This is a genomic window from Rhodoferax fermentans (assembly GCF_002017865.1).
In the GTDB taxonomy this organism is placed as follows: Bacteria; Pseudomonadota; Gammaproteobacteria; order Burkholderiales; family Burkholderiaceae_C; genus Rhodoferax; species Rhodoferax fermentans.
The window spans coordinates 300668-325645 of sequence record NZ_MTJN01000002.1; the positions used below are offsets into that span (position 1 = coordinate 300668).

Genomic DNA, 24978 nt, shown 5'->3' on the forward strand with positions numbered 1-24978 from the left:
TTTATCTTGAGGAATTATCCAATGGCTCTTCTCCCTTACGCGCTGGCGCGCCCCTTTTTGTTTGGTTTGGACCCCGAGGCCGCGCACGAGCTGACCATTGCGTCGCTGACACACACCCAAGGCTCGGCGCTGCGGTGGGCTTACGCCAGCAGACCCGTGAGTGACCCGATCACCCTGGCGGGCCTGAGGTTTCCGAACCGCGTTGGCCTAGCCGCCGGGCTGGACAAAAACGCCCGCTGCATCGACGGCCTGGGTGCCATGGGTTTCGGCTTTGTCGAAGTCGGCACGGTGACACCGTTGGCGCAACCCGGCAACCCCAAGCCGCGCCTGTTTCGCCTGCCCGAGGCCAAGGCTTTGATCAACCGATTGGGTTTCAACAACGACGGCTTGCAAAGCTTCATCACCAACGTCAAACAGTCAGCGCTGTACCAAGGCCGTGGCACCGGGTGTTGTGGCCCGAACCCGATGTTGCTGGGCCTGAACATCGGCAAAAACGCCGTCACCCCGATCGAGCGCGCCACCGACGACTACCTGACCTGCTTGGACGGTGTCTACCCTTATGCCGACTACGTCACCGTCAATATCTCCAGCCCTAACACCAAAAACCTGCGCAGCCTGCAGAGTGACGAGGCGCTGGATGCCCTGCTGGGCGCGATCTCCGAACGACGCGAACAGCTGGCGCAGCAACACGGCAAACACATCCCCATCTTCCTGAAAATTGCCCCCGATCTGGATGCGGATCAGGTCAGCGTGATCGCCCAGACGCTCAAACGCTATGGCACCAACGGCAGCGGCCAGGTCAACAACGCCTGGGGCGTGATCGCCACCAACACCACGCTGAGCCGCGACGCGGTCAAAGGTCTGGCCCACGCCGAGGAGACCGGCGGCCTCTCAGGCGCGCCGGTGCTGGCCAAAAGCAACCAGGTGGTGAGCCAATTGCGCGCCGCGCTGGGCAAAAGCTTTCCCATCATCGGTGCAGGCGGCATCATGAGCGCCGAGGACGCGGTGAGCAAAATCAAGGCTGGCGCCGACGCCGTGCAAATCTACACCGGCTTGATCTACAGCGGCCCGGGGCTGGTCAAGGAAGCGGCGGCCCTGATCAAAACCCGCTGCGCGTCCTGATCAGGCCGCAGGTTCACAGGGCTTTCACCCTGTTGACATCGGTATGACTTGTCGGCCATGCACAATGGCAGGCATGACAAAACGTCCACAAACTTTGGGCGAGGAAATCGCCAACAGTGTGAGCCATGGCGTGGCGCTTTTGGCCGCGTTGCTCAGCATGCCCTTTTTGCTGGCCTCAGCGGGTCAACAAAGCGCAGCCAGTTTTGTCGGCACCCTTGTTTTTGCGATCACCATGGTGCTGCTGTATTTAGCGTCAACGCTGTACCACGCCATGCCGGAGGGGCGTGCCAAACAGGTTTTCTGCAAACTCGACCACGGTGCCATTTATCTCTTTATCGCGGGCACCTACACACCGTTTGCGCTGGGCGCCCTCAACGGCGCCTGGGGCTGGAGCCTGTTCACGGTGGTCTGGGTGCTGGCGGCCATCGGCATCACGCTCAAGGCGTTGAACTGCCTGACCCACCCCTGGTGGTCAACCGGCCTGTATCTGGCAATGGGTTGGCTGGTGGTGGTTGCGGCGGTGCCTTTATTGGAACGTGTGCCGATGCCGGGCATCTTGTGGTTAGTGGCTGGCGGCCTGGCCTACACCGTGGGGGTCATCTTTTTTGTGCTGGACTCGCGGATTCGTTACTCACACGCGGTCTGGCACGGCTTTGTGGTCACCGGCACGGCCTGCCACTTTGTGGCGGTGCAAAACTTCTCGACCTAAAGCGGTGTTGGCTAGCAAGCGGCCAAGCGGCGACACCCATCGAACCACATCACACGCTGTTTTTGAGGCCATTTTTTGAATTTGTATCTTCCAAAGCTAAAGATCTGCGTATAGCCATAAAATTATGGCTATAATTTAGGGCTTGTCTGATCTTGAGTCATTCAAGAAGAATCAGGGATGTTAGCTCAGTTGGTAGAGCAGCGGACTTTTAATCCGTTTGTCGTGGGTTCGACCCCCGCACATCCCACCAAATTCAGAATAAACCGCACTATCACCTTGGTAGTGCGGTTTTTTTCTTTGTGGCGCTGGCTGGCAGCGCCAAGCCTGGCTCAGAACTGCTCTGTCTGCGCGTCCAGATTGCCCTGCGCGTTGTAGCGGCTGCCTGCCACGGTGTGCTGGTTGATCAAGGCATCCAATTTCACCAAAACATCGGCACTCAGAGTCACATCCAGGGCGCCCAGGTTGTCCTGCAGGTGATCCACACGGGTGGTGCCGGGGATCGGGATGATGTGCTCGGCACGCTGCAACAGCCAGGCCAGCGCCAGTTGCGCCGGGCTGCAACCGACCTCGTTCGCTAGTCTCCGGTAGGCCGGCAACAAACGGGCGTTGGCCTCCCAGTTGGATCCCTCAAAACGCGGCATGCTGCGGCGCAGGTCATTGGCCTCAAAGCTCTCCGGTTGCAGCGGCTCACCAGCCAGAAAACCGCGCCCCACCGGACTGAAAGCGACAAACGCCACGCCCAATTCTTTGCAGGCCTGCAACACCGCAATCTCGGGGTTGCGCGTCCACAGCGAATACTCGGTCTGCATCGCGGCAATCGGGTGCACCGCATGGGCGCGACGCAGGGTGGTGGCAGACATTTCAGACAGGCCGATGGTTCGGATATACCCCTTGCGCACCAAATCGCTCAAGGCACCCACACTGTCTTCAATCGGCACAGTCTTGTCGAGCCGGTGGATGTAATAGAGGTCGATCACATCGGTCTGCAGGCGGCGCAGGCTGGCCTCACAGGTGCGGCGCAAGGTGTCGGGGCGACCGTCGATCACCCGCACGAGCTTGCCGTCGCCCTTGACATCCACCCCGGTCATGCCACATTTGCTGGCCAAGGTGAAACGCTGACGGTGTGTCTTCAACACCCGGCCAATCAAGGTTTCGTTGGCGCCAAAGCCGTAGAGCGAGGCGGTGTCAAACAAGGTGACGCCAGCGTCCAGCGCAGTCAACAAAACAGACTCACCCTGTTTGTCAGTGATCGGGGGGCCATACCCCTGGCTGAGGTTCATGCAGCCCAGGCCGATGGCAGAGACGGAGAAAGGGCCGAGTTGTCGTGTTTGCATGTCAAAAAAAGATCGGTTGGTTGGCAACCGATTGTGCCGCCTCAACTGGACAGTTGCCGCTCCAACCCATGCAGCACCTGGTAACAAGGCAACACGCTGGCCACCGAGCTGTTGGGTGCCCTGCCCTCGCGGATCGCGGAGAAAAATTCGCGGTCTTGTAACTCGATGCCGTTCATGCTCACGGCCACCTGTGAGACGTCGATCTTTTCTTCCTTGCCAGTGAACAGATCGTCATAACGTGCGATGTAGGTTGCGCTGTCGCCGATGTAGCGGAAGAAGGTGCCCAGCGGGCCGTCGTTGTTGAAGCTCAAGCTCAGCGTACAGATCGCGCCGTTGGCGGCCTTGAGCTGGATGCTCATGTCCATGGCGATGCCCAAGGTGGGGTGGATCGGGCCCTGGATGGCGTTGGCCTGCACGATGGGGCTGCCACACTGGTAGGCAAACAGATCCACCGTATGCGCGGCGTGGTGCCACAGCAGGTGGTCGGTCCAGCTGCGCGGTTGGCCCAGCGCGTTCATGTTGGAGCGGCGGAAAAAGTAGGTTTGCACATCCATCTGCTGGATGTTGAATTGACCCGCCGTGATTTTGTTGTGCACGTACTGGTGGCTGGGGTTGAAGCGCCTGGTGTGGCCACACATGGCGACCAGGCCGGACTTGGCGGCGAGCTGGGCCACTTCCTCCCCATCGGTCAACACATCACACAGCGGGATTTCCACCTGCACATGTTTGCCTGCCTTCAAACAAGCCAGGGTTTGTGAGGCGTGCATCTGGGTCGGTGTGCACAGGATGACCGCGTCCACCTCTTTGAGCGCCAGGCTGTCTGCCAGCTCGGTGCTCACGTGGGGGATGCCGTATTTGGCAGCAACTTCCTTGGTTTTGTCCAACTCGCGGCTGATCAGGGAGACGACTTCCACGCCGTCGATGTTCTGGATACCGTCCAGATGTTTGATGCCAAAAGCTCCGGCGCCAGCCAGCGCCACTTTGATGGGTTTCATGGGTGTTTCCTTATCAACTCACACATCCTGCAAAATCAAATGCCCCACCGCCGTGTTGCTGGCGGGAACATGGTAAAAGCGGTTCTTGACCCTTATGCTACCTGGGTCACCAGCTATATCTTGCATAGCACCTCGGGCGATCAGCCACATCACCAGTTCCACCCCTTCACTGCCCGCCTCGCGCACATAGTCGATGTGCGGCGTCTTGGCGCACGTGGCCGGGTCGGCGATCAGCTGGTCCAGCCAGGCGTTGTCCCAGGCGCGGTTGATCAGCCCGGCGCGGGCGCCTTGTAACTGGTGGCTCATGCCGCCGGTGCCCCAGATGTGCACATTGAGGTCTTCGTCATAGCTCTCGACGGCCTTGCGGATCGCTTGGCCCAGGTTAAAACAACGCTGGCCGCTGGGCACCGGGTACTGCACCACATTCACCGCAAACGGAATCACCGGGCATGGCCAGGCATCCGGCTGGCCACACATCAGGCTCAGCGGCACGGTCAGGCCGTGGTCCACCTCCATCTTGTTGACGATGGTCAGATCGAAATCCTGCTGGATCACCGAGTGTGCGATGTGGCTGGCCAGGTCCGGGTGGCCAATCACCTTGGGCACCGGGCGTGGGCCAAAACCTTCGTCGGCGGGGATAAATTCCGCTGCGGTACCGATGGCAAAGGTGGGGATCATGTCCAGGCTGAACGCGGTGGCGTGGTCGTTGTAGACCAGAAAGATCACGTCCGGCTTGTTGTCCTTCATCCATTGTTTGGAGTAGTCATACCCCTGAAACATCGGCTGCCAATACGGTTCGGTGGTTTTGCCCAGATCGATGGCCGCGCCAATGGCGGGCACGTGGCTGGTGTAAACAGAAGCGGTGATACGTGCCATGGCTCAAATTCCTTTGCGGCCAGCCTGGCCTTGGGGTTGGTGCTGCGGTTGGGCGGTGCCGTCTTCGCCCAGGTAACGGTTGCCATCGATGCTGCGGCCACCGGCCATCATCATGGCGCGGTATTCCTCTTCACTCATGCCGGTCATGCTGCCCGCCATCTGCTGAAAACTCAGGCCATGGGTGGCGCCGATCTTGGCCAGAAAGTAGATGTTGCCACCGAGGGCCATGGCGCGGTTCAGGTCCATGTCGAGCACCGCCTGTTTTTGCGCCTCCGTCATCGGCCACTCGTCCAGGTAGGCACGCTGGTCGCGTTTGAAGCGCTCGCGGTTGCTCGCTTTCATCAGCGACATACAAAACTGGTTGAGCCAGTAGCCTTTGCGGCTCTGGTCGGCATCAAAAATGATGGTGCCGGGGATGTCCTTGTACGGTTTTTCAAGTGCCACAGTGTCTCCTTTGTGGTTTGTTATTGATATATAAAAATGGCTTCTGGCCCTTATGCCATCAGGGTACTACGCTATCAACTCCAGTACAAACGGTTTGGGTTGTCCACCAGCAGCTTGTGCTGCAACTCCGCCGTGGGGGCGATGTGCGGGATGAAGTCCACCAGCAGGCCATCGTCGGGCATGTGGTCCTTCAGGTTCGGGTGTGGCCAGTCGGTGCCCCACAACACGCGGTCCGGAAATTCTTCGACGATAGCTCTGGCAAACGGGACCACGTCGCGGTAGGCGTTCTGTTCACCGTGGAGCGCTTTGGGGCCACTCACACTCAGGCGCTCGGGGCAACTCACCTTGCTCCACACGTTGGGGTGTAAACGCATGAACTTCCTGAACAGCTCAAACTGCGGCCCATCCACCGGCAGCGACACATCGGGTCGGCCCATGTGGTCCACCACCACGGTGGTCGGCAGCGCCGTGAAAAAGTCCCACAGCTCGGGCAAGTCAACCGCCTCAAAATAGATCACCACATGCCAGCCCAGTTTGGCGATGCGGCCTGCAATCTCCATCAGCTCGTCCTTGGGCGTGAAATCGACCAGGCGTTTGACAAAGTTGAAGCGCACACCACGCACCCCGGCGTTGTGCATGGCCTGCAGCTCCTGATCCGTGACCGAGCGTTTGACGGTGGCCACACCACGTGCCCGGCCCTGGCTGGCGATCAGCGCGTCCACCAGCGCACGGTTGTCGGCGCCATGGCAAGTGGCCTGCACGATCACGTTTTTCTCGAACCCCAGGTGGTCACGCAGCGCAAACAGCTGGGCCTTGGAGGCATCACACGGTGTGTATTTGCGCTCGGGTGCATAGGGAAACTCGGCGCCCGGGCCAAAGACATGGCAATGCGCGTCAACCGCACCAGCAGGCAGTTGAAAACGCGGTTGGCTCGGACCGGTGTACCAGTCCAGCCAGCCGGGGGTTTTGGTGAAATCACCTGTGGTGGGTTTGTCCATGGGGGGCTCAGTGTTTGGGTTCACGGGTTTCATCCTTGCTCTGGACATGGGCCAGCATCCGGTCCGCCTCGACCCGCCAGTTGGCGCTGCGGGCAAATTCAGGCGTGCCACGCTCACCAAACAGGCCCGCATCAGCCAGGTCGGCGACCCAGGCCTGGCGTTCGGCGGTGCCGCTGGTGCTCCATGGGGCCAGGCCGGCGTCACACACGGTCTCGGCGACTTCGCGCACTTCTTCGCTGCGGCGACGGCCGTGTTCGATGACCCGCTGGAAGAAGTAGGCTGCCTGTTTTTCCCAGTCGATGCCGGGGAAGGTCTCGTAGAGGCTGGCCACCACCGCGTCTTCCACACCATAGAAACGGGCGGTGGTGAAACTCTCGATCACCATCGCCTCCAGGCCCTTGATCATCACGCTGCGACACATCTTGGTGGCGCTGGCCACACCCAGTTTGTCGCTGGCCACCTTGGGCGAGAAGCCCAGCGTGCTGAGGTGCGGTGCGAGTTCCGCCGCAAAAGAGCCACCCAGCAACAGCGGCACCTTGATGCGGTGCGGCGGCACACTGGTCATCACCGCGCCTTCGACATACTTGCCGCCTGCTGCATCAATCAGGTTCGCGGCTTGTTGTTTGGCACCGGGTGAAGCTGAGTTGAAGTCCAGAAAATACGCACCCGGCACCATGCCCGGGGCCACCGCCTGCGCCACCAGCACGGTCTGGCTGGCGGTCACCGCGCTGATCACCAGATCGCTGTTTTTGGCCACTTCCGCGTGGTCACCCAGCAAAGCCACACCCAACTCGGTCGCGTGAATGGAGAGGTCCATCGCGCTGTCGGCTTTGTTGAGCTTGATGTCATAAGCGCAGACGGCCAGACCCTGCGCGCGCAGGTCTTCGGCCAGAATACGGCCAACCTCTCCGTAGCCGATCAGACCGATGGTCCAGTGTGTTGCCGCTTTCATGTTTTTTTGGCCTCCAGCCCTTATGAAATAAGGGATTTGTGCTTCAGTCTATGTAGCGCAGGCCGGCCTTTTCCAGGCCTTCGCGCATCTTGTAATAGTCCAGCCCGAGCACACCGCTGGCAAAGATGGCGCGTTTGGCGCCTTCGTTGGCCTCGCGTGCCTCGGCCGCATCGGCCACTTTTTGGGCGATGGCAGCGGGCACCACCACCACACCGTCGATGTCGGCCACCACCACGTCACCCGGCTCCACCTGGGCACCGGCGCAGACCACGGGGATGTTGACGGAGCCGAGTGTGGCCTTGATCGTGCCTTTGGCGTGGATGACTTTGGAGAACACCGGGAACCCCATCTCGGTGAGGTCTTTCACGTCGCGCACACCACCGTCAATGACCAGGCCGACAGCGCCACGCGCTTTGAACGAGGTGGCCAGCAGGTCACCAAAAAAGCCATCAAAGTTGTCGGTGGTGCAGGCGGCCACCACCACGTCACCAGGCTGCAACTGCTCGGCAGCCACATGCATCATCCAGTTGTCGCCGGGTTGCAGCAGCACGGTCACCGCCGTGCCGCAAATCTTGGCCTCGTTGTAGATCGGGCGCAGATAGGGTTTCATGAGGCCGACGCGGCCCATGGCTTCGTGGATGGTGGCCACGCCAAAGCGCGAGAGTTTGTCAACTGCCGCTTTGTCGGCGCGGGAGATGTTGCGTTTAACGATGCCGAGGTTGTTCATGGTCTTGCTCCGCAGGGGGTACGGGTTATTGGTTATTGGTTTTTGGCTTTGAGCATCGCATCCAGCCGTGGGAACACACGCCGGGCGTTGCCTTCATAAATCTGCTGACGGTCTGCGTCACTCAAAATTTTTGACGCCTCGATGTAACGTTTGGTGTCGTCGTAGTAGTGGCCGGTTTCGGGGTCGATGCCACGCACCGCGCCAATCATTTCGCTGGCAAACAACACGTTTTTGACCGGGATCACGGTGTTGAGCAAGTCAATACCGGGCTGGTGGTAAACGCAGGTGTCAAAGAAGATGTTGTTGAGCAAATGGTCTTGCAGCAGCGGTTTTTTGAGCTCCTGCGCCAGGCCACGGAAACGGCCCCAGTGGTAAGGCACCGCGCCGCCGCCGTGCGGAATCAGGAACTTGAGCGTCGGGAATTCCTTGAACAAATCGCTGGTCAGGCACTGCATGAAGGCGGTGGTGTCTGCATTCAGGTAATGCGCGCCGGTGGTGTGGAAGCACGCGTTGCAACTGGTGCTCACGTGGATCATGGCGGGCAGGTCGTACTCGACCATCTTCTCGTAGATCGGGTACCAGTGTTTGTCGCTCAAGGGCGGTGAGGTCCAGTGGCCGCCGGATGGATCGGGATTCAGGTTGATGCCCACCGCGCCGTACTCCTTGACACACTTTTCCAGCTCGGGAATGCAGGTGGCGGGGTCGACGCCAGGGCTTTGCGGCAGCATCGCCACCGGCACAAAGTGCTCGGGAAACAGTTGGCTGACGCGGTAACACAGCTCGTTGCAAATCGCTGCCCAGGTGCTGGAGACGGCCAAGTCGCCAATGTGGTGCGCCATGAAACTGGCGCGTGGGCTGAACAGGGTCAGGTCTGAGCCGCGCTCTTTCATCAGGCGCAGCTGGTTGCTCTCAATGGACTCGCGCAACTCGTCGTCGCTGATTTTGAGGTCAGACACTTTGGGCATCACAGACGGGTCTTTGATACCGGCAATTTGCTGGTTGCGCCAGGTTTCCAGCGCTTTGGGGGCCGTGGTGTAGTGGCCGTGGCAGTCGATGATCATGTATCTCTCCTCTTATGTTTTTTGGCCTCTAGCCCTCTATTTATAAGGGCAGACAGCTATCAAATTTGTGTAACTCAGCGAGATGGCTCGGCAAAATCCAGCGGCAGGCCAACGTAGTTCTCAGCCATCACCCGCGACCCGGCCTCCGAGTGGACCAGGTAGTCCAACTCGGCCTCCTGAAACTTGGCGGTGATCGGGCCGTCGTCCGGAAAACGGTGCATGAGTGAGGTGAACCACCACGAAAACCGCTCGGCCTTCCAGATGCGGCGCAGGCAGCGCTCGGAATAGGTGTTGATGCCCTGCTCGCTGTGGTTTTGGTAAAAGTCGACCAGCGCGTTGCACAGGTACTTCACATCGGTGGCGGCCAGGTTCAGGCCCTTGGCGCCGGTGGGTGGCACGATGTGGGCCGCGTCACCGGCCAGGAACAGGCGGCCAAAACGCATCGGTTCAGTCACAAAACTGCGCAGCGGGGCAATGCTTTTCTCAATCGACGGCCCGGTGACCAAATGGGCGCGGGCATCGTCATCGAGCCGCAGGCGCAGCTCTTGCCAGAAAGCATCGTCGGTCCAGTCCTGGATGCGGTCGGTCAGCGGCACCTGCAGGTAATAACGGCTGCGGGTTTTGCTGCGTTGCGAACACAGCGCAAAGCCGCGAGGGCTGTTCACGTAGATCAGCTCGTCATGCACTGGCGGTGTGTCGGACAACAGGCCGAGCCAACCAAAGGGGTAGACCTTCTCAAACTCCTGGATCGACTGACGCGGCACGCTGGCACGGCAAACGCCGTGAAAGCCGTCACAACCTGCGATGAAATCACAGGCCAGCTCAATGGCCTGGCCCTGGTGGGTGAAGGTCACACGCGGGTGGGTGGAATCAAAGTCATGGACCTGCACCTCAGACGCTTCGTAATAGGTGGGCAAGCCCGCAGCGGTGCGGGCGTCCATCAAATCATGGGTGACTTCGGTCTGGCCATAAACCACCACGTTTTTGCCGCCGGTCAGGGCGTTCATGTTGATGCGGTGGCGTTGCCCGGCGTAGAGCAAATCGAACCCGCCATGCACCAGACCTTCGTGGTGCATGCGTGTGCCCACACCGGCTTCATCGAGCAGGTCCACGGCGACCTGCTCCAGCACACCGGCGCGGATACGGCCCAACACATAGTCGCCCGAGACGCGCTCCACAATCACCGCGTCAATACCGGCCTTGTGCAACAACTGGCCCAGCAGCAGACCCGAAGGCCCGGCGCCAATGATGGCGACCTGGGTGCGAATGGACAAACTCATGTGTGTACTCCTCTTATCCGTGTTTTAGGCCTCTGGCCCTTGTTTCATCAGCGCAAGCAGCTATCAAATACATGTCAGGCAGGCGTCATCCCCTGTCTTTGTTTGAGTACAGCCACCTCGCTGGAAGCCATGAAACTCAACAAGGCTTGCACCTCAGTCGGCCGTGTGCAGACGCTGGTCATCGCGGCAGAAAAGGTGGTGGTGATCTGGATCGCGGCGGGCAAGGGGCCAAGCACCATGATGCCCGGCACATGGATCAGTTCGCTGAGTTGCTGGAAGCCCAGCGCCACCTCACCTTTGGCCACCAGACTGCCCACCGGCACGCCGGGTGGTGCGGTAACCAGGCGGTGTTTGATGTGTTCGGTGATGCCCCAGTGTTCAAACAGTTGGGCCAACGCCACGCCGCTGGGGCCGGTGGAATAGGCCAGCGTCGGTGCGGCCAGCACCGCCTCGCGCACGGCCTCTTCGCTGCTGATGTCCAGGCTCGCGCTGCCCACGGGCACGGCAACCGCCACACCAGAGTGCACCAACGGGGTCAAACTCACGGCCGACACATACCCGGCAGCAATCAGCTTGGCCATCGCGTCCGAGGCCAGCACCACCAGGTCAAACACCTCACCGGCCTGCACCCGCTTGGCGGCGTCCACCCCGCCGACCGATTCAATCTGAACCACCTGACCACTGCGCTGGGCATAGGCCTGGGTAAGTTCGACCAGCAACTGGCGCGTGGCCATCGACGAGATGCCGGTGAGTGGTGCAGAAGAGGTGTGGGTGACTTGCATGGCCGAGATTCTGTGGGCTGGCACAGGTCATGCAAAGCGCAAGTCCACACTAGCAGTTATTTCAGATTGGCATAATGTCTGTTTAGTTATTCCCAATCAACGCCATGGACCTGAAACAATTGGAGTACTTTGTGCGGGTGGCCGAGATGGGCAGTTTCACCCGCGCCGCCATCGCGCTGGATGTGGCGCAACCCGCCCTGAGCCGCCAGGTGCGGCTGCTGGAAGTGGAGCTGCACCAGAACCTGCTGATCCGTAATGGCCGCGGCGCCCTGCCCACCGAGGCGGGCAAACTGCTGCTGGCGCACAGCCGCGGCATCCTGCACCAGGTGTCACGCGCCAAGGAAGAACTCGGCCGGGTGCGCGGCTCGCTGGCCGGGCGCGTGGCGGTGGGGCTGGCCACCAGCTTGGCGCGGGTGTTGACGGTGCCTCTGATCACCGCTTTTCGCGAGGCCCTGCCCGACGCAACGATCTCGATCAGTGAAGGCCTGTCGGTGGCTTTGCAGGAGTCGCTGATCAATGGCCGGCTCGACATTGCGGTCTTGTACAACGTCCAGCCCGGCAGCGAGATCGAGGTCTTGCCGCTGCAGGAAGAAGAGTTGTGCCTAGTACAGGCGCGCCCCAAAGGCCTGGCCGAAGACCCACCGCCTGGCCCGATTGCGCTGCGCGAGCTGGCCGACTTGCCACTGATCATCCCGAGCCGCCCCAACGCCATCCGCAGCCAGGTGGAGTCGGAACTGGTCAACCTGGGTTGTCGCCCACGTATTGCGCTCGAGGTGGACGGGGTGCCCGCGATCCTGGATCTGGTGGAAGACGGCATTGGCAGTGCGGTGTTGTCGCGCAATGCGGTGGCCAACTCGGTGCGGCCCTCGGCCTTCACCGTGCGGGGCATCCATGCGCCGGCGCTGCGCACCCGCATCTCGGCGGCCACCAGTTCCTTGCGCCCCACCACCCTGACCCAGCAAACCACGCTGAACCTGATCCGCGACACCCTGGCGCGTGTGGTCACCGCCGCCTGAACTCAGCACAGCGCCCGCCATGAACCCTTCCGACCCCATGAACAGCAACCCTGACAACCCGGACGGCACAGCACCCACCCAGCCTGCTGCCACCACCACCCCGGTACAGGTGCAGGCCCTGCTGCGTATGCGCGCCATGATCCTGGACGGTGAATGGCCGGGCGGCAGCCGCATCGCCGAACTGGCTGTGGTCGAGAAGCTGGGCTTTTCACGCACCCCGATCCGCGCCGCGCTGCTGCGCCTGGAGCAGGAAGGCCTGCTGGATGCCCTGCCCAACGGGGGTTATGCGGTCAAGACCTTCTCGGAGCGGGATGTGTCCGAGGCGATTGAGTTGCGTGGCACGCTCGAAGGGCTGTGCGCCCGCCTGTGTGCCGAACGCGGCGCCCCACCCAAGCTGCTGGCTGAAGCACGCGTTTGCCTGCAAGCCATCGACGCTTTGCTGGACCAAGCCGCGCTGGACGCTGCCGCGTTCTCGCGTTATGTGGATTTGAACGCACGTTTTCATGCGCTGCTCAGCGAGATGGCGGGCAGCAGCCTGATGAGCAAGGAGCTGGAGCGGGTCTACGGCCTGCCCTTTGCATCGCCGTCGGGTTTTGTTGTCGCGCAGGCCCACTCCCCCAAGGCGCGCGACCGGCTCGTCGTGGCGCAAGACCAGCACTGGCAGGTGCTCGATGCGATTGAGCTGCGCGAGGGCAGCCGCGCCGAGTCCCTGATGCGGGAACACTCGCGTATTGCCCAGCGCAACCTGCGCGATGCCATCCTGAACCAGGCCAAGCACCCCGTGCCCGGTGTGCAGCTGATCCAACAGCGCAGCTGAGCACACGCCCGCCTGGCGGCGGGTATCGGGCCAACACCTTGGCCCCCATTTGCGGGTCAATCCGGGGGCACAAACCTCCTCCTATCGATGCCCCCTACACTTTGTCGCGCTGACCCGGCGGCGGCTTCTGGTGGTGGCTGGGTTATTGCAAAGCGTTATAACAAAGAGTCAGGAATCGCTATTGCATGTGGTGGTGTTTCACGGCACAGTCACTGCAAAGAAAAGCAGATCCACACCACATATTGGAGACAAACCATGCACAAGAGATTGTTCCTTCACGCCACAGCCCTTGCCATTTGTGGCTTGGCAGCTACCAATGCCATAGCACAGAGCAACACCTTCAAGATCGGGCTGATCCTGCCGATGACAGGCCAGCAAGCGAGCACCGGCCGCCAGATCGAGGCCGCGGCCAAGCTCTATATGGCGCAAAACGGCGACACCGTGGCGGGCAAAAAGGTGGAGCTGATCGTCAAGGACGACACCAGCGTGCCCGATGTCACCAAACGCTTGGCGCAGGAGTTGATCGTCAACAACAAGGTCAATGTGCTGGCGGGGTTTGGCATCACCCCCTCGGCCCTGGCCACCGCACCGCTGGCCACCCAATCCAAAACACCGCTGGTGGTGATGGCCGCCGCCACCTCCAGCATCACCGAAGCCTCGCCCTATGTGGTGCGCACCAGCTTCACCCTGCCACAGGCCTCGGTCGCGTTGGGTGACTGGGCCCCCAAAAACGGCATCAAGAAGGTGGTGACCCTGGTCAGCGACTACGGCCCGGGCATCGACGCTGAAAAGTACTTCAAGGAACGCTTTATCTTCAACGGCGGCCAGGTCCCCGAGTCTTTGCGGGTGCCGCTGCGTGGCCCCGACTTTGCCCCGTTCCTGCAAAAAGTCCGCGATCTGAAGCCTGATGCCTTGTTTGTGTTTGTGCCCTCGGGCGCTGGCGCAGCGGTGATGAAGCAGTTTCTGGAACGCGGCATGGACAAGGCCGGCATCAAGCTGATAGGCACCGGCGACCTCACCGACGACGACCAGCTCAACGACATGGGTGATGGCGCGCTGGGTGTGGTCACCTCCCACCATTACTCGGCCGCCCATCCTTCGCCGCTGAACCAAAAGTTTGTGGATGCGTTCAAAAAAGCCAACCCCGGCCTGCGCCCCAACTTCATGGCCGTGGGTGGTTATGACGGTATGCGGGTGATTTACGAAGCGCTCAAAACGTCCAAGGGCCAAGGTGGTGGTGACGGCCTGCTGGCGGCGATGAAGGGCCAGATTTTCGAGAGCCCACGCGGCCCGATGTTCATTGACGCCCAGACACGTGATGTGGTGCAAAACATCTACCTGCGCAAGGTCGAGAAAAAAGACGGTCAGCTCTACAACATCGAGTTTGACGTGATCAAGGACGTGAAAGACCCGGGCAAGGCGAAATAAGCGACAGAACGCCTGATCAGTTTTACCACGAGTCCTCCCTTGGGTGGGGTGATTGGGCCATGTGACCGGGCTTCGGGGTGAAAGGCGTGGAGGCAATGCTTCGGACTGCGCCACCGGTTCTCGCGTGATGTCACCCCGAAACCGCATGCGCATGGCCCAGTCGCCACGCCCAAGCAGTGCCACTAACCATGGCCCTACCCCATCGAGACGTTGTTGCAACCAGTGACCGAAAACATCCCTGATTTTTCCTGTTTGTTCCTTACCCTGATGAACACCCACTTCTCATGCTAACCATCCTCTTCGACGGCATTGCCTACGGCATGCTGCTGTTCATCCTGTCGGTCGGCCTGGCCGTGACCATGGGCTTGATGAATTTCATCAACCTGGCCCACGGCGCGTTTGCCATGGTCGGCGGCTACATCACCGTGTTGCTGATGCAAAAAATGGGCGTGCCCTTTTTGCTGTGCCTGCCGCTGGCCTTCATCGGCTCAGCCTTGTTGGGCGGGGTGCTGGAGCGCACCTTGTACCGCCCGCTGTACCACAAGCCGCACCTGGACCAGGTACTGTTTTCAATCGGCCTGACCTTCATGGCGGTGGCTTGTGCCGACTACTTCATTGGGTCGAGCCAGCAGATCGTCCAGTTGCCCGAATGGCTCAAGGGCCGCACCGAAATTGGCGAAGGTGCGTTGATGCTGGGCATGGGGCATTACCGGGTGTTCATCATTGTGGTCTGCGCCGCACTCACCGTGGGGCTGCAGTATGTGCTGACGAAAACCCGTTTTGGCAGCCAGTTACGCGCCTCGGTGGACGACCAGCGGGTGGCGGCGGGCATGGGCATCAATGTGAACATGATTTTTCTGGGCACCTTTGCCGTGGGCTCGGGCCTGGCCGGGCTGGGTGGCGCTTTGGGGGCCGAGGTGCTGGGCTTGGAGCCTACCTTTGCCCTGAAGTACATGACCTACTTCTTGATTGTGGTGGCGGTGGGTGGCACCTCCAGCATTACCGGGCCGCTGCTGGCCGCGCTGCTGCTGGGCATTGCAGATGTGGCGGGAAAGTACTACATCCCCAAACTGGGTGGCTTCATTGTGTACAGCCTGATGATTCTGATTCTGATCTGGCGCCCGCAAGGCCTGTTTGTGCGCAAAGGAGGCAAGTGACCATGGGCACACAGAAACTATTGCAAAACCAAGGCCGCTGGAAGCTCTGGGAAATCCCGCTGTGGCTCCTTGCCCTGGCTTCACCCCTGCTACTGGGCAGCCACGCGCTGATCATCAACGAGATTGCCATCGTGGCGCTGTTTGCCTTGTCGCTGGACCTGATATTGGGCTTTACCGGCATCGTCTCGCTCGGCCATGCCGCTTTTTTTGGCATGGGCGCGTATTCGGCCGCGCTGTTTGCCAAACTGGTGATGCCCGACCCGTTGCTGGGCCTGGCTTTTGGTATCTTGACCGCCACCCTGCTCGGCGCCCTGTGCAGCGCCACCATCTTGCGTGGCACCGACCTGACCCGCCTGATGGTGACCATGGGGGTTGGCCTGATCCTGATGGAGCTAGCCAACAAACTCGACTGGTTGACCGGCGGTGCCGATGGCCTGCAGGGTGTGGTCATGGGACCACTGCTGGGGCAGTTTGAGTTTGACCTGTATGGCCGCACCTCGGCCTGGTACTCCCTGACCGTCTTGCTGCTGGTGTTTGCGCTGGCCCGCCGTCTGGTCAACTCGCCGTTTGGCGCCACCTTAAAAGCGATTCGTGACAACCGCTTACGTACCATGGCGATTGGCATCCCGGTGAACAGCCGTTTGGCTTTGATCTACACCGTGGCTGCTGCGGTGGCAGGCACCGCCGGTGCCTTGATGGCGCAGACCACTGGCTTTGCCTCGCTCGACTTGTTCGAGTTTCACCGCTCGGCCGATGTGATGCTGATCCTGGTGGTCGGCGGTGTCGGCTGGCTGTATGGCGGCATCACCGGTGCGATTGTGTTCAAGCTGATGCAGGACGCTTTATCCAGCATCACGCCGCAGTATTGGACCTTCTGGATCGGCCTGTTCCTGGTGGTGCTGGTGTTGGTCGGGCGAGACCGGTTGATACGTCCCTGGCGCTGGTTCAAACCCGGCCACAGCGGGAGCCAATCATGAGCACGACGGTTCTTTCTGCCAAAGACCTGGTGATGAAGTTTGGCGGCATCACCGCCACCAACCATGTCACCCTTGATTTAAAACAGGGTGCACGCCACGCGCTGATCGGCCCCAATGGCGCGGGCAAAACCACGCTGATCAACCTGCTGACCGGTGTGCTGCAACCCACCTCGGGCAGCATCACGCTGGAGGGGCAAGACATCACCCAGCTGGCACCCTACCAGCGGGTGCGCCGTGGCATGGTGCGTACCTTTCAGATCAACCAGTTGTTTGACTCACTCACCCCACTCGAAACCCTGGCCATGACGGTGTCGCAACACCAGGGCCTGGGCAACAAGTGGTGGCAAGCGTTGGGCGCCAAAAAAGGTGTGACCGAGCGCTGCGAGCAACTGTTGGAGCAGTTTCACCTGACCTCCGTGATGGATCAGCAGACAAAGGTGCTGGCCTACGGCAAACGCCGCCTGCTGGAGATTGCGATTGCCCTGGCCTGCAAGCCACGAGTGCTGCTGCTCGACGAACCGGTGGCCGGTGTGCCCGCCGGTGAGCGTGAGGAGCTGCTGCAAACCGTGGCCGCCCTGCCCACCGATGTGTCGGTGCTGCTGATCGAACACGACATGGACCTGGTGTTCAGCTTTGCCAAACGCATGACGGTGCTGGTCAACGGCACCGTGCTCACCGAAGGTGACCCCGACACCATCGCCAATGACCCGCAGGTCAAAGCGGTGTACCTGGGCCACGGTGACGAACTCAATGACACGCTGGGAGCCGCAACCCATGGCTGAACTGTTAAATGTGCAAGGCTTGAGCGCTGGTTATGGCGAAGCCGTGGTGTTGCACGAGGTGTCACTCTCGATCGACCCCGGTCAGACGCTGGCCCTGCTCGGGCGCAACGGCACCGGCAAAACCACCTTGATCAACACCCTGGCTGGCGCCACCCAGCAACACGCGGGCAGCATCCTGCTGGGCGGCCAAGTGCTGCACAAGCTACCGTCCCACGAACGGGCGGCGGCGGGTATTGGCTGGGTGCCCCAAGAGCGCAACATCTTCAAGTCGCTCACGGTGCATGAAAACCTCACCGCTGTGGCCCGCCCGGCGCGTGCTGGCCGGGCGTCGAGCCCCTGGACACCGGCACGGGTCTATGAGTTGTTTCCCCGGCTGGCCGAGCGCAAAAGCAACCTGGGCACCCAACTCTCGGGCGGTGAACAACAGATGCTGGCCCTGGGCCGTGCGCTGGTGCTCAACCCCACGCTGCTGCTGCTGGACGAACCCTGTGAAGGCCTGGCGCCGATCATTGTGCAAGAGCTGCTGCGGGCCATCCGGCGCATCACCCGCGAGGAAGGCCTCTCAGCCATCATCGTGGAACAACACCCGCAGGCGATCCTGGCGATCTCGGACACCGCCGCGGTGCTGGACCATGGCACCGTGGTGTATGCGGGCAGCGCACGCAGCCTGCAGGAGCAGCCCGCGCTGCTCGACAAGTTGCTGGGGGTGGCGCGTTGACACCTTGCTCACTCTGATTTGTAGAGCTACAAGCCCTTTCAAAATAAGGGCTACAGCCTGTTTTGATACTCAAACCCAAGGGGAATCCAGTTGATCCACTCCAGCATTCAAATCATCCACGACGAACACACCGCCCTGGCCTCGATGCTGCGCTCCATCGGCATGATGCTCGACCGTGGCCCCGGTGCCAACCCACAAACTTTTTTTGAGGTGATGCGTGCGATGTTGTTCTACATCGACGAGTTTCCCGAACAACGCCACCACCCCAAAGAGACCGAGCTGCTGTTCCCGCCGGTGGCCCGGCTGGCGCCCGAAACGCGCGAGGCGATCGAGCAGCTGGGCCAGGACCACGCCCATGGCGAAGTCGCGGTGCGTGAGTTACAACACCAACTGCTGGCCTGGGAGCTGCTGGGTGAGACCCGCCGCGCCGTGTTTGAGAACGCCGCCCGGCGTTACCTGAGTTTTTACATGACCCACATGCGCCTGGAAGAAACCGTGGTGCTGCCTGCGGCCCTGCGGGTGCTCAGTGCCGAGGACTGGTCTGTGATTGATGCCGCTTTTGAGACCAACTGCGACCCCCTCACCGGCAAGTACCCACGCGACCCCATCTACGACCGCCTGTTCACCCAGATCGTGACCCAGGCACCCGCGCCGATTGGCTTGGGTGAGGCTTAAGCGTAATTTTGAAAGAATCGCGCCCTGGTCCTTTTTTTATCTGGCCAGGGCGCTATAACTAACGCAGCAGACAGCGCGGCTCACAGATCCAGCACCAGCCGCGCCGTCTTGGCGCGGGAGCAGCAGGGCAAAAACTGGTCGTTGGCGGCCTGTTCTTCGGGGGTCAGGTAGTTGTCTTTGTGCTCGGGCACACCCTGCAAAACCCGGGTCAGGCAGGTGCCGCAGACGCCCTGCTCGCAGGCAAACTCGATCTCCACCCCCGCAGCAGATAAGGCCTGCAGCACCGTCTGACCACCTGCCACGGGGATCACTTTGCCGCTGCTGGCCAGTTGCACTTCAAAGCTGGCCTCATCCAAGCTGTGTTGCACCTCGGCGGCAAAAAACTCGTAGTGCAGCTGTGCCTCGGGCCAGCCGTTGGCGCGGGCCTTGCCCAGCACCGCGTCCATGAAGCCTTTGGGGCCACAAACATACAGGTGCAAGCCCGGTGTGGGGGCTGACAGCAGCACCGTCAGGTCCAGCTGCTGTGCGGGTACGGCGTCGTCAAAATGGAACTGGACACGCTGGGCAAAGGCCGACGCTGCGATGTGCTGGACAAAGGCGGTACGTTCCCGTGAACGGCTGCAGTAATGCAGCTCAAAGTCAGCCCCGCTTTTGGCCAGTTGCTCAGCCATGCACAGAATGGGCGTGATGCCAATGCCACCGGCCAGCAGCAGATGGCGTTGGGCATCGTGCTGCAAGGCAAAGTGGTTTTTGGGTGGACTGATCTGCAAGGTTTGCCCAGCGTTCACCAGGTTGTGCACGGCCACCGAGCCACCGCGTGATGCCGGGTCGCGCAGCACACCAATCACATAACGATGCTGCTCCTGCGGGTCGTTGCACAACGAATACGAGCGGGTCAAGCCGCCGGGCAAATGCACATCGATGTGGGCGCCGGCCGAAAACGCGGGCAGGCTCTGCCCCGGCAAGGCGTGCAACTCCAGCGCACAGATGTCCTGCGCCTCGGTCCATTTGCGTGCCACCTGCACAGAAAGTGTCGAACTTGTCATGTTGCTATGAGAAAAATAGTCAAGCAGCCAACACCGACGAGGGCTGTGCGGCTTCCTGGGCGATCAAGCGGTCCAGCACACGGCGCGACTGCACACCACCGGCGTCGATGTTGAGCATCAACAGGGCGCGCTCAGGGTGCGCCAGCAGGTTCTTTTGCTGGCGCTCCAGCATCTCCAGGTCTTCGGCAAAAATTTTGCCTTGGCCGTCGCGGATGGTGGCGGTGAGCGCCCGGTCTTCGGGTTTGAACTTGCGCGCCATGCCCCAGAAATAATGGATCGAGGTCTCGGTCTCGGGCGTGATGAAGTCCACCACCACGCTGTAGGCCTTTTTGTCGTTGGGCGCGTCGTAACCACCATGGCCCTGGTGCGCCACACCCACTTCAATCATCACATGGCTCGGCGGGGTGAAGCGGCAAATCTGCCAACGGTCCACCGGCACATCGTCGGCCAGGTTGTTGGCGCGCAGCCCCATTTTCCAGAACGGCGGCGGCTGGATGCCGCTCATGAAACGGCTGGTGACCACCATGTCGCCCTCGGTGGTGGTTTTACAGGGGGTTTCATCGATTTCTTTCTGGCCGATGCTGGTGGCGTGCACATAGGTCTCGTGCGTCAGGTCCATCAGGTTGTCGATCATCAGGCGGTAGTCGCAGGCGATGTGGTAGAGACCACCGCCGTAGGCCCACTCGGGGTTGTCATACCAGTCCATGTGCGGGATCTTGGCCTCATCAGCTTGCGCCGGGTCACCCGGCCAGACCCAGATGAAGCCGTAACGCTCCACCACCGGGTAACTTTTGATCGCCGGAAAACCGCGCACACGCTGGCCCGGCATGGCAATGGTTTTGCCCTGACAGCCCATTTCCAGGCCGTGGTAACCACAGACCAATTTGCCCTCAGACACATAACCGAGCGACAGCGGCGCCCCCCTGTGGGGGCAGAAGTCTTCCACCGCGGCCACCTTGTTGGCCTCGCCACGGTAGAAGGCGATGGCTTCGCCGCAGATGGTGCGGCCCAAGGGTTTGTCGTCGATCTCGTTGGGGGTGGCAGCAACATACCAGGTATTTTTCAAAAACATAGTGACCTCTTCAGGGTTGACAAGTGGGGTGCTAAACAGATTGACGCGCCAATTCTGTATACAAGAACCCACTAAAACAAGCCTATTTACCCTTGTTAAAGGGTAAATCCTAGGTTTATGTATCCAATAGTAGATATAACAGGATGTTGAATCTGCCCCTCATCAGCCTGACACCGGTCGACAAAAAACCGCCGTGTGGGATGTGCGCGCCCCGGGTCAACGGCACGCTCAGCAAGATGTTTTGAGGCGTGTTGCTGGGCCAACGATCACACATGGGTGTTATACCAGTCTGGCCAGGGGTTTTAAGGAAAATTGGCCTCTAGCCCTTATTCAACAAGGGCAAGTAGCTCTTATTATTGAAGCAATTTACCGCTGTAACCAGCGCACCATCGCCGCCGTGACGGCCTCGGGTTGTTCCACCGTGCTCATATGGCCGCTGTGGTTTACCAGCGCCAGCTCAGCGCCGCGGATGGCGCGGGCGATGCTGGCGTGTTGGTCTGGCGGGCTCCACAGGTCTTGTTCACCAGTCAGCACCAGGGTTGGGCCGCTGATGGTGGGTAACACCACGGCGGCATCCGGGCGGGCCAGCAGCGCGTGGATCTGTGCGGCAAAACGCTCCGGGTTGCTGCGCTCCAACATGTCCAGAATCGACTCAAACAGCGGCGTGCCGTGCACGTCCGGGTGCACCATGTTGGGTAACCATTGGCGCCCCATGACCCGCATGCCCTGCTCTTTGGCCAGTGCCACCAGGGCCAGTCGGCCAGCTTTTTCCTTGATACCGGGCTCCCCCTCGGCCAGAGGGTGGGTGCCGGTATCGAGCAAGGCCAGATGTGACACACGCTGCGGCGCCAGGCGCAGCACCTCCAGCGCCACGCGCCCGCCCATCGAATGGCCAGCCAGCGCAAACACCCCGGGGGGTGCGGTCTCAAGCACCTGGCGGGCCATGTCGGCCAAGGTGTTGCGCAGGCCGTAGTCCATCACGATGCAGTCATGGGTGGCCGACAAGGCGGGCAGTTGTGGCGCCCAGACGGCGTCATCACACATCAGCCCAGGGCACAGGATCAAAACGGGTTTCATCTCAGGTCACTCCAGTCAATCGCAGGGGCCAACACAGCAGGCACAAGCACCAGGACACTGCAATAAGCTTGCCAATATCCCGTCCCGAATCAGGTCGGATCTGGTGCACAGTGTGGTCTGACCGACATCCCGGCGCTTGCACCTCAGATCATCGCAGCCTGGTATGACAACTGGCTGTCAGATCACTCGACCCGTGTCACCGACGCCGGTTTGAAGCCCAGGTCCGCCAGCTTGCCCTTGCGCGCCCGAGCGGCCCGGGCATTGTTGAGGCTGCGGATTTCCAGGGTTTCATCACGCACCTTGCCACCGCGACCGATGCCGTCGATGCGCACACTGCGGTTGTAGGCACAGGCACCAGCCAGCGTGTCCTTGTCTTCCAGGTCGATCAACATCAGGCCGCGTCCACCGTTGGCCAAGGTTTTGAGTTCGCTGATCTCAAAAGTCAGAATCCGCCCGCCCACCGAGGCGCAGGCCACATGGGTGGCCGCTGGCCACGGCGCTGAACCCGCCTCACAGGCCACCACCGAAGGCGCGCACAGCACCTCTCCATCGTTGACCGTGACAAAGGCCTTGCCCGCCTTGAACTTGCTGACCATGTTCTCCACCGAGGCCAGGAACCCATACGCTGCAGAACTGGAGAGCAGCAGCGTGGCACCCATCGGCCCGGCAAAGTAATACAGCAGCTGGGTGCCCGCCTCCAGTTCAATCAGGCTGGTGATTGGCTGGCCGTCACCCCGACCACCCGGCAGCAGCGACACCGGCACCGAATACACGCGGCCATTGCTGCCAAAGGCCAGCAAGGTGTCCACCGTGCGGCATTCAAAGGTGCCGTACAAGGCGTCACCGGCCTTGAAGGTGTATTCCGGCTGCGCGGCACCGGCCGTTGCCGCGCCAGCGGTACGTTCCTTGGCCCAGCCTTTTTGCGCACGCACCCAACCTTTTTGGCTGACCACCACCGTCACCGGCTCATCCACCACCTTGACTTCGAGCACGACTTTTTTCTCGGCCTGGATCAGGGTGCGGCGCGGGTCGGCAAAGGTTTTGGCATCTGCCTCGATTTCCTTGACCATCAGACGGCGCAACACGGTCGGGCTGCCCAGCAACTCTTCAAGCTTTTGCTGCTCACCGCGCAGACCTGCCAATTCCTGCTCGATCTTGATCGCTTCCAGCCGGGCCAATTGGCGCAAGCGGATCTCCAAGATGTCTTCGGCTTGGGCGGAGGACAGTCGGAAGCGCTCGATCAGCGCGGCTTTCGGCTCGTCACTCTGACGGATGATCGCAATCACCTCGTCGATGTTGAGCAGCACCAGCGCCCTGCCCTCCAGGATGTGGATGCGCTCCAGCACCTTGTTCAAGCGGTGTTGTGAACGCCGCTCAATGGTGGTCTGGCGGAACGCGATCCACTCGGTGAACATCTGGCGCAGCGACTTCTGTGTGGGTCGGCCATCCAGACCAATCATGGTCAAGTTGATCGGGCTGGTGGTCTCCAGGCTGGTGTGCGCCAGCAAGGTGTTGATCAACTCTTGCTGACCGATGCGGCTGGTTTTGGGTTCACATACCAGGCGCACGGCGGCGTCTTTGCTGGACTCGTCGCGCACACCGTCGAGCACCGAGAGCAGCGTGGCCTTGAGCTGGTTTTGCTCCAGCGTGAGCGCTTTTTTGCCAGCCTTGACCTTGGGGTTGCTCAGGTCCTCAATCTCTTCCAACACACGCTGGGTGCTGACACCGGGCGGCAACTCGGTCACCACCAGTTGCCACTGCCCCCGCGCCAGGTCCTCGATCTTCCAGCGTGCGCGGCATTTGAGCGAACCGCGACCGGTGCGGTAGGCCTCGGCAATTTCACCGGCGCTACTGATGATCTGGCCTCCACCGGGGTAATCCGGGCCGGGCAGCAGGGTGAACAACTCGTCGTCAGTCAGCTCGGGGGTCTTGACCAGCGCCACACAGGCCTGCGCCACTTCACCTAAGTTGTGGCTCGGGATTTCGGTGGCCAGGCCGACCGCAATACCGCTGGCGCCATTGAGCAGTGCAAACGGCAGGCGTGCGGGTAGCTGGCGTGGCTCTTCGGTGGAACCGTCGTAATTGGGTGTGAAGTCGACCGTGCCTTCGTCGATTTCGTCGAGCAGCAGGCTGGTGATTTTGGCCAGGCGCGCTTCGGTGTACCGCATGGCGGCAGCGCCGTCGCCGTCTCTGGAGCCAAAGTTGCCCTGGCCGTCGATCAGCGGGTAACGCTGTGAAAAGTCTTGCGCCATACGCACCAGTGCGTCATAGGCCGCACTGTCGCCGTGCGGGTGGTAACGGCCCAGCACATCACCGACCACACGCGCACACTTGACCGGCTTGGCGCCGGTGTTGCCATTGGCGCCGCCAAAACCCAGTCCCATGCGCGACATCGCGTACAAGATGCGACGCTGCACCGGCTTTTGGCCATCACACACATCGGGCAAGGCACGGCCCTTCACCACACTGAGCGCGTACTCCAGGTAAGCGCGCTGGGCATAACTGGCCAGGCTGGGGGTGTCGTCCGGCTCGGGCTGGATCGGCTGCGGTGGGTTGATCTGAAGGATGTCGGTCATGGGAAACTCTTGTGATCTGCTCTGACTGTTGTAGCTTCTAGCCCTTTATTTATAAGGGCTGGCTGTATGTTATTTCGCGCTTTCATAGCTCTGGCTGCTGATTTTCAGAAGCGGCTGTTGGTCTTCCACGTTTGTGTCTTGTATCCGCGTAGCGGAGGCATTGGGCGACTTCCTCATACTGGAGTACCAGAAATCGTCAGCCGCCCAATGCCCCCACTTCGCTGGCACTGGTGGTGTGAAAGCCGGGATACCGCTAACACCGTCATTGGCTTGAAAGTTGTAAGGCATCGGTCTTCAAATCTCAATCTCCGTTATCGAAAGGTCCGCGTGGTGGCCGTTTGGGGCGGTTGACGATTT

Annotated in this window: 24 protein-coding genes and 1 tRNA gene; 11 read left to right on the top strand and 14 right to left on the bottom strand. The window is 60.9% G+C overall.

Annotated elements, in window-relative coordinates; genetic code table 11:
• Positions 1-21 precede the first annotated feature (21 nt).
• From RF819_RS01465 to RF819_RS01475, 3 genes are all read left to right on the top strand, one after another.
• Positions 22-1122 carry a quinone-dependent dihydroorotate dehydrogenase gene (locus RF819_RS01465; RefSeq protein ID WP_078363329.1) on the top strand — a complete coding sequence of 367 codons (1101 nt, stop codon included), beginning with the start codon at positions 22-24 and terminating at the stop codon, positions 1120-1122.
• Between the two features lie 64 nt (positions 1123-1186).
• Positions 1187-1831, top strand: a complete 645-nt coding sequence (gene trhA, locus RF819_RS01470) for a PAQR family membrane homeostasis protein TrhA (protein WP_078363330.1) — start codon at positions 1187-1189, stop codon at positions 1829-1831.
• Between the two features lie 174 nt (positions 1832-2005).
• Positions 2006-2081, top strand: a tRNA-Lys gene (locus RF819_RS01475).
• 79 nt (positions 2082-2160) lie between these two features.
• On the opposite strand, the gene RF819_RS01480 is transcribed toward RF819_RS01475, so the two are convergent.
• The 10 genes from RF819_RS01480 to RF819_RS01525 form a co-directional block, all read right to left on the bottom strand.
• On the bottom strand, positions 2161-3165 hold the full coding sequence (locus tag RF819_RS01480) for an aldo/keto reductase (protein WP_078363331.1): 1005 nt from the start codon (positions 3163-3165) through the stop codon (positions 2161-2163).
• A gap of 41 nt (positions 3166-3206) precedes the next feature.
• Positions 3207-4160, bottom strand: a complete 954-nt coding sequence (locus RF819_RS01485; protein WP_078363332.1) for a Gfo/Idh/MocA family oxidoreductase — start codon at positions 4158-4160, stop codon at positions 3207-3209.
• An 18-nt stretch (positions 4161-4178) separates the two neighbouring features.
• Complete coding sequence (locus RF819_RS01490) at positions 4179-5036, bottom strand: class III extradiol dioxygenase subunit beta (RefSeq protein ID WP_078363333.1); 858 nt, start codon at positions 5034-5036, stop codon at positions 4179-4181.
• 3 nt (positions 5037-5039) lie between these two features.
• Entirely contained in the window at positions 5040-5480 is a 441-nt protein-coding gene (ligA, locus tag RF819_RS01495; protein WP_078363334.1) for a protocatechuate 4,5-dioxygenase subunit alpha, read from the bottom strand.
• A 74-nt stretch (positions 5481-5554) separates the two neighbouring features.
• Positions 5555-6478 carry an amidohydrolase family protein gene (locus RF819_RS01500; protein ID WP_078363335.1) on the bottom strand — a complete coding sequence of 308 codons (924 nt, stop codon included), beginning with the start codon at positions 6476-6478 and terminating at the stop codon, positions 5555-5557.
• Positions 6479-6485: 7 nt separating this feature from the next.
• Positions 6486-7430, bottom strand: coding sequence for an NAD(P)-dependent oxidoreductase (locus RF819_RS01505; RefSeq protein ID WP_078363336.1), 945 nt, complete (start codon positions 7428-7430; stop codon positions 6486-6488).
• 43 nt (positions 7431-7473) lie between these two features.
• Positions 7474-8157 carry a 4-carboxy-4-hydroxy-2-oxoadipate aldolase/oxaloacetate decarboxylase gene (ligK, locus tag RF819_RS01510; RefSeq protein WP_078363337.1) on the bottom strand — a complete coding sequence of 228 codons (684 nt, stop codon included), beginning with the start codon at positions 8155-8157 and terminating at the stop codon, positions 7474-7476.
• 32 nt (positions 8158-8189) lie between these two features.
• Complete coding sequence (locus RF819_RS01515; RefSeq protein ID WP_078363338.1) at positions 8190-9218, bottom strand: amidohydrolase family protein; 1029 nt, start codon at positions 9216-9218, stop codon at positions 8190-8192.
• Between the two features lie 74 nt (positions 9219-9292).
• On the bottom strand, positions 9293-10498 hold the full coding sequence (gene pobA / locus RF819_RS01520; RefSeq protein WP_078363339.1) for a 4-hydroxybenzoate 3-monooxygenase: 1206 nt from the start codon (positions 10496-10498) through the stop codon (positions 9293-9295).
• Positions 10499-10572: 74 nt separating this feature from the next.
• On the bottom strand, positions 10573-11280 hold the full coding sequence (locus RF819_RS01525) for a substrate-binding domain-containing protein (RefSeq protein ID WP_242473130.1): 708 nt from the start codon (positions 11278-11280) through the stop codon (positions 10573-10575).
• Between the two features lie 104 nt (positions 11281-11384).
• On the opposite strand from RF819_RS01525, the gene RF819_RS01530 reads away from it, so the two are divergent.
• The 8 genes from RF819_RS01530 to RF819_RS01565 all read left to right on the top strand — a co-directional run bounded on the left by RF819_RS01530 (position 11385) and on the right by RF819_RS01565 (position 18850).
• Positions 11385-12296, top strand: a complete 912-nt coding sequence (locus tag RF819_RS01530) for a LysR substrate-binding domain-containing protein (protein ID WP_078363340.1) — start codon at positions 11385-11387, stop codon at positions 12294-12296.
• Positions 12297-12333: 37 nt separating this feature from the next.
• Positions 12334-13113 (top strand): GntR family transcriptional regulator, encoded by a 780-nt coding sequence (locus RF819_RS01535; protein WP_078366717.1) that lies wholly within the window; start codon positions 12334-12336, stop codon positions 13111-13113.
• Between the two features lie 255 nt (positions 13114-13368).
• Positions 13369-14541, top strand: coding sequence for an ABC transporter substrate-binding protein (locus tag RF819_RS01540; protein ID WP_078363341.1), 1173 nt, complete (start codon positions 13369-13371; stop codon positions 14539-14541).
• A gap of 284 nt (positions 14542-14825) precedes the next feature.
• Positions 14826-15698: a branched-chain amino acid ABC transporter permease gene (locus RF819_RS01545; RefSeq protein ID WP_078363342.1), complete on the top strand. Its 873-nt coding sequence runs from the start codon at positions 14826-14828 to the stop codon at positions 15696-15698.
• Positions 15699-15700: 2 nt separating this feature from the next.
• The gene (locus tag RF819_RS01550) at positions 15701-16675 is read left to right on the top strand and encodes a branched-chain amino acid ABC transporter permease (RefSeq protein ID WP_078363343.1); all 975 of its coding nucleotides are present in this window, start codon (positions 15701-15703) and stop codon (positions 16673-16675) included.
• Entirely contained in the window at positions 16672-17457 is a 786-nt protein-coding gene (locus RF819_RS01555; RefSeq protein ID WP_078363344.1) for an ABC transporter ATP-binding protein, read from the top strand. The genes RF819_RS01550 and RF819_RS01555 overlap by 4 nt, the downstream gene beginning before the upstream one ends.
• A complete protein-coding gene (locus RF819_RS01560) occupies positions 17450-18175 on the top strand; it encodes an ABC transporter ATP-binding protein (protein WP_078363345.1) in 726 nt (241 codons plus the stop codon). The genes RF819_RS01555 and RF819_RS01560 overlap by 8 nt, the downstream gene beginning before the upstream one ends.
• 90 nt (positions 18176-18265) lie before the next feature.
• The gene (locus RF819_RS01565) at positions 18266-18850 is read left to right on the top strand and encodes a hemerythrin domain-containing protein (RefSeq protein ID WP_078363346.1); all 585 of its coding nucleotides are present in this window, start codon (positions 18266-18268) and stop codon (positions 18848-18850) included.
• An 80-nt stretch (positions 18851-18930) separates the two neighbouring features.
• Here RF819_RS01565 and RF819_RS01570 read toward each other — a convergent pair whose 3' ends face one another.
• The 4 genes from RF819_RS01570 to parC form a co-directional block, all read right to left on the bottom strand.
• Entirely contained in the window at positions 18931-19896 is a 966-nt protein-coding gene (locus RF819_RS01570) for a PDR/VanB family oxidoreductase (protein ID WP_078363347.1), read from the bottom strand.
• Positions 19897-19915: 19 nt separating this feature from the next.
• Positions 19916-20968 carry an aromatic ring-hydroxylating dioxygenase subunit alpha gene (locus RF819_RS01575; RefSeq protein WP_078363348.1) on the bottom strand — a complete coding sequence of 351 codons (1053 nt, stop codon included), beginning with the start codon at positions 20966-20968 and terminating at the stop codon, positions 19916-19918.
• 366 nt (positions 20969-21334) lie between these two features.
• On the bottom strand, positions 21335-22045 hold the full coding sequence (locus RF819_RS01580) for an alpha/beta fold hydrolase (protein WP_078363349.1): 711 nt from the start codon (positions 22043-22045) through the stop codon (positions 21335-21337).
• 182 nt (positions 22046-22227) lie between these two features.
• Entirely contained in the window at positions 22228-24621 is a 2394-nt protein-coding gene (gene parC / locus RF819_RS01585; protein ID WP_078363350.1) for a DNA topoisomerase IV subunit A, read from the bottom strand.
• Positions 24622-24978 lie beyond the last annotated feature (357 nt).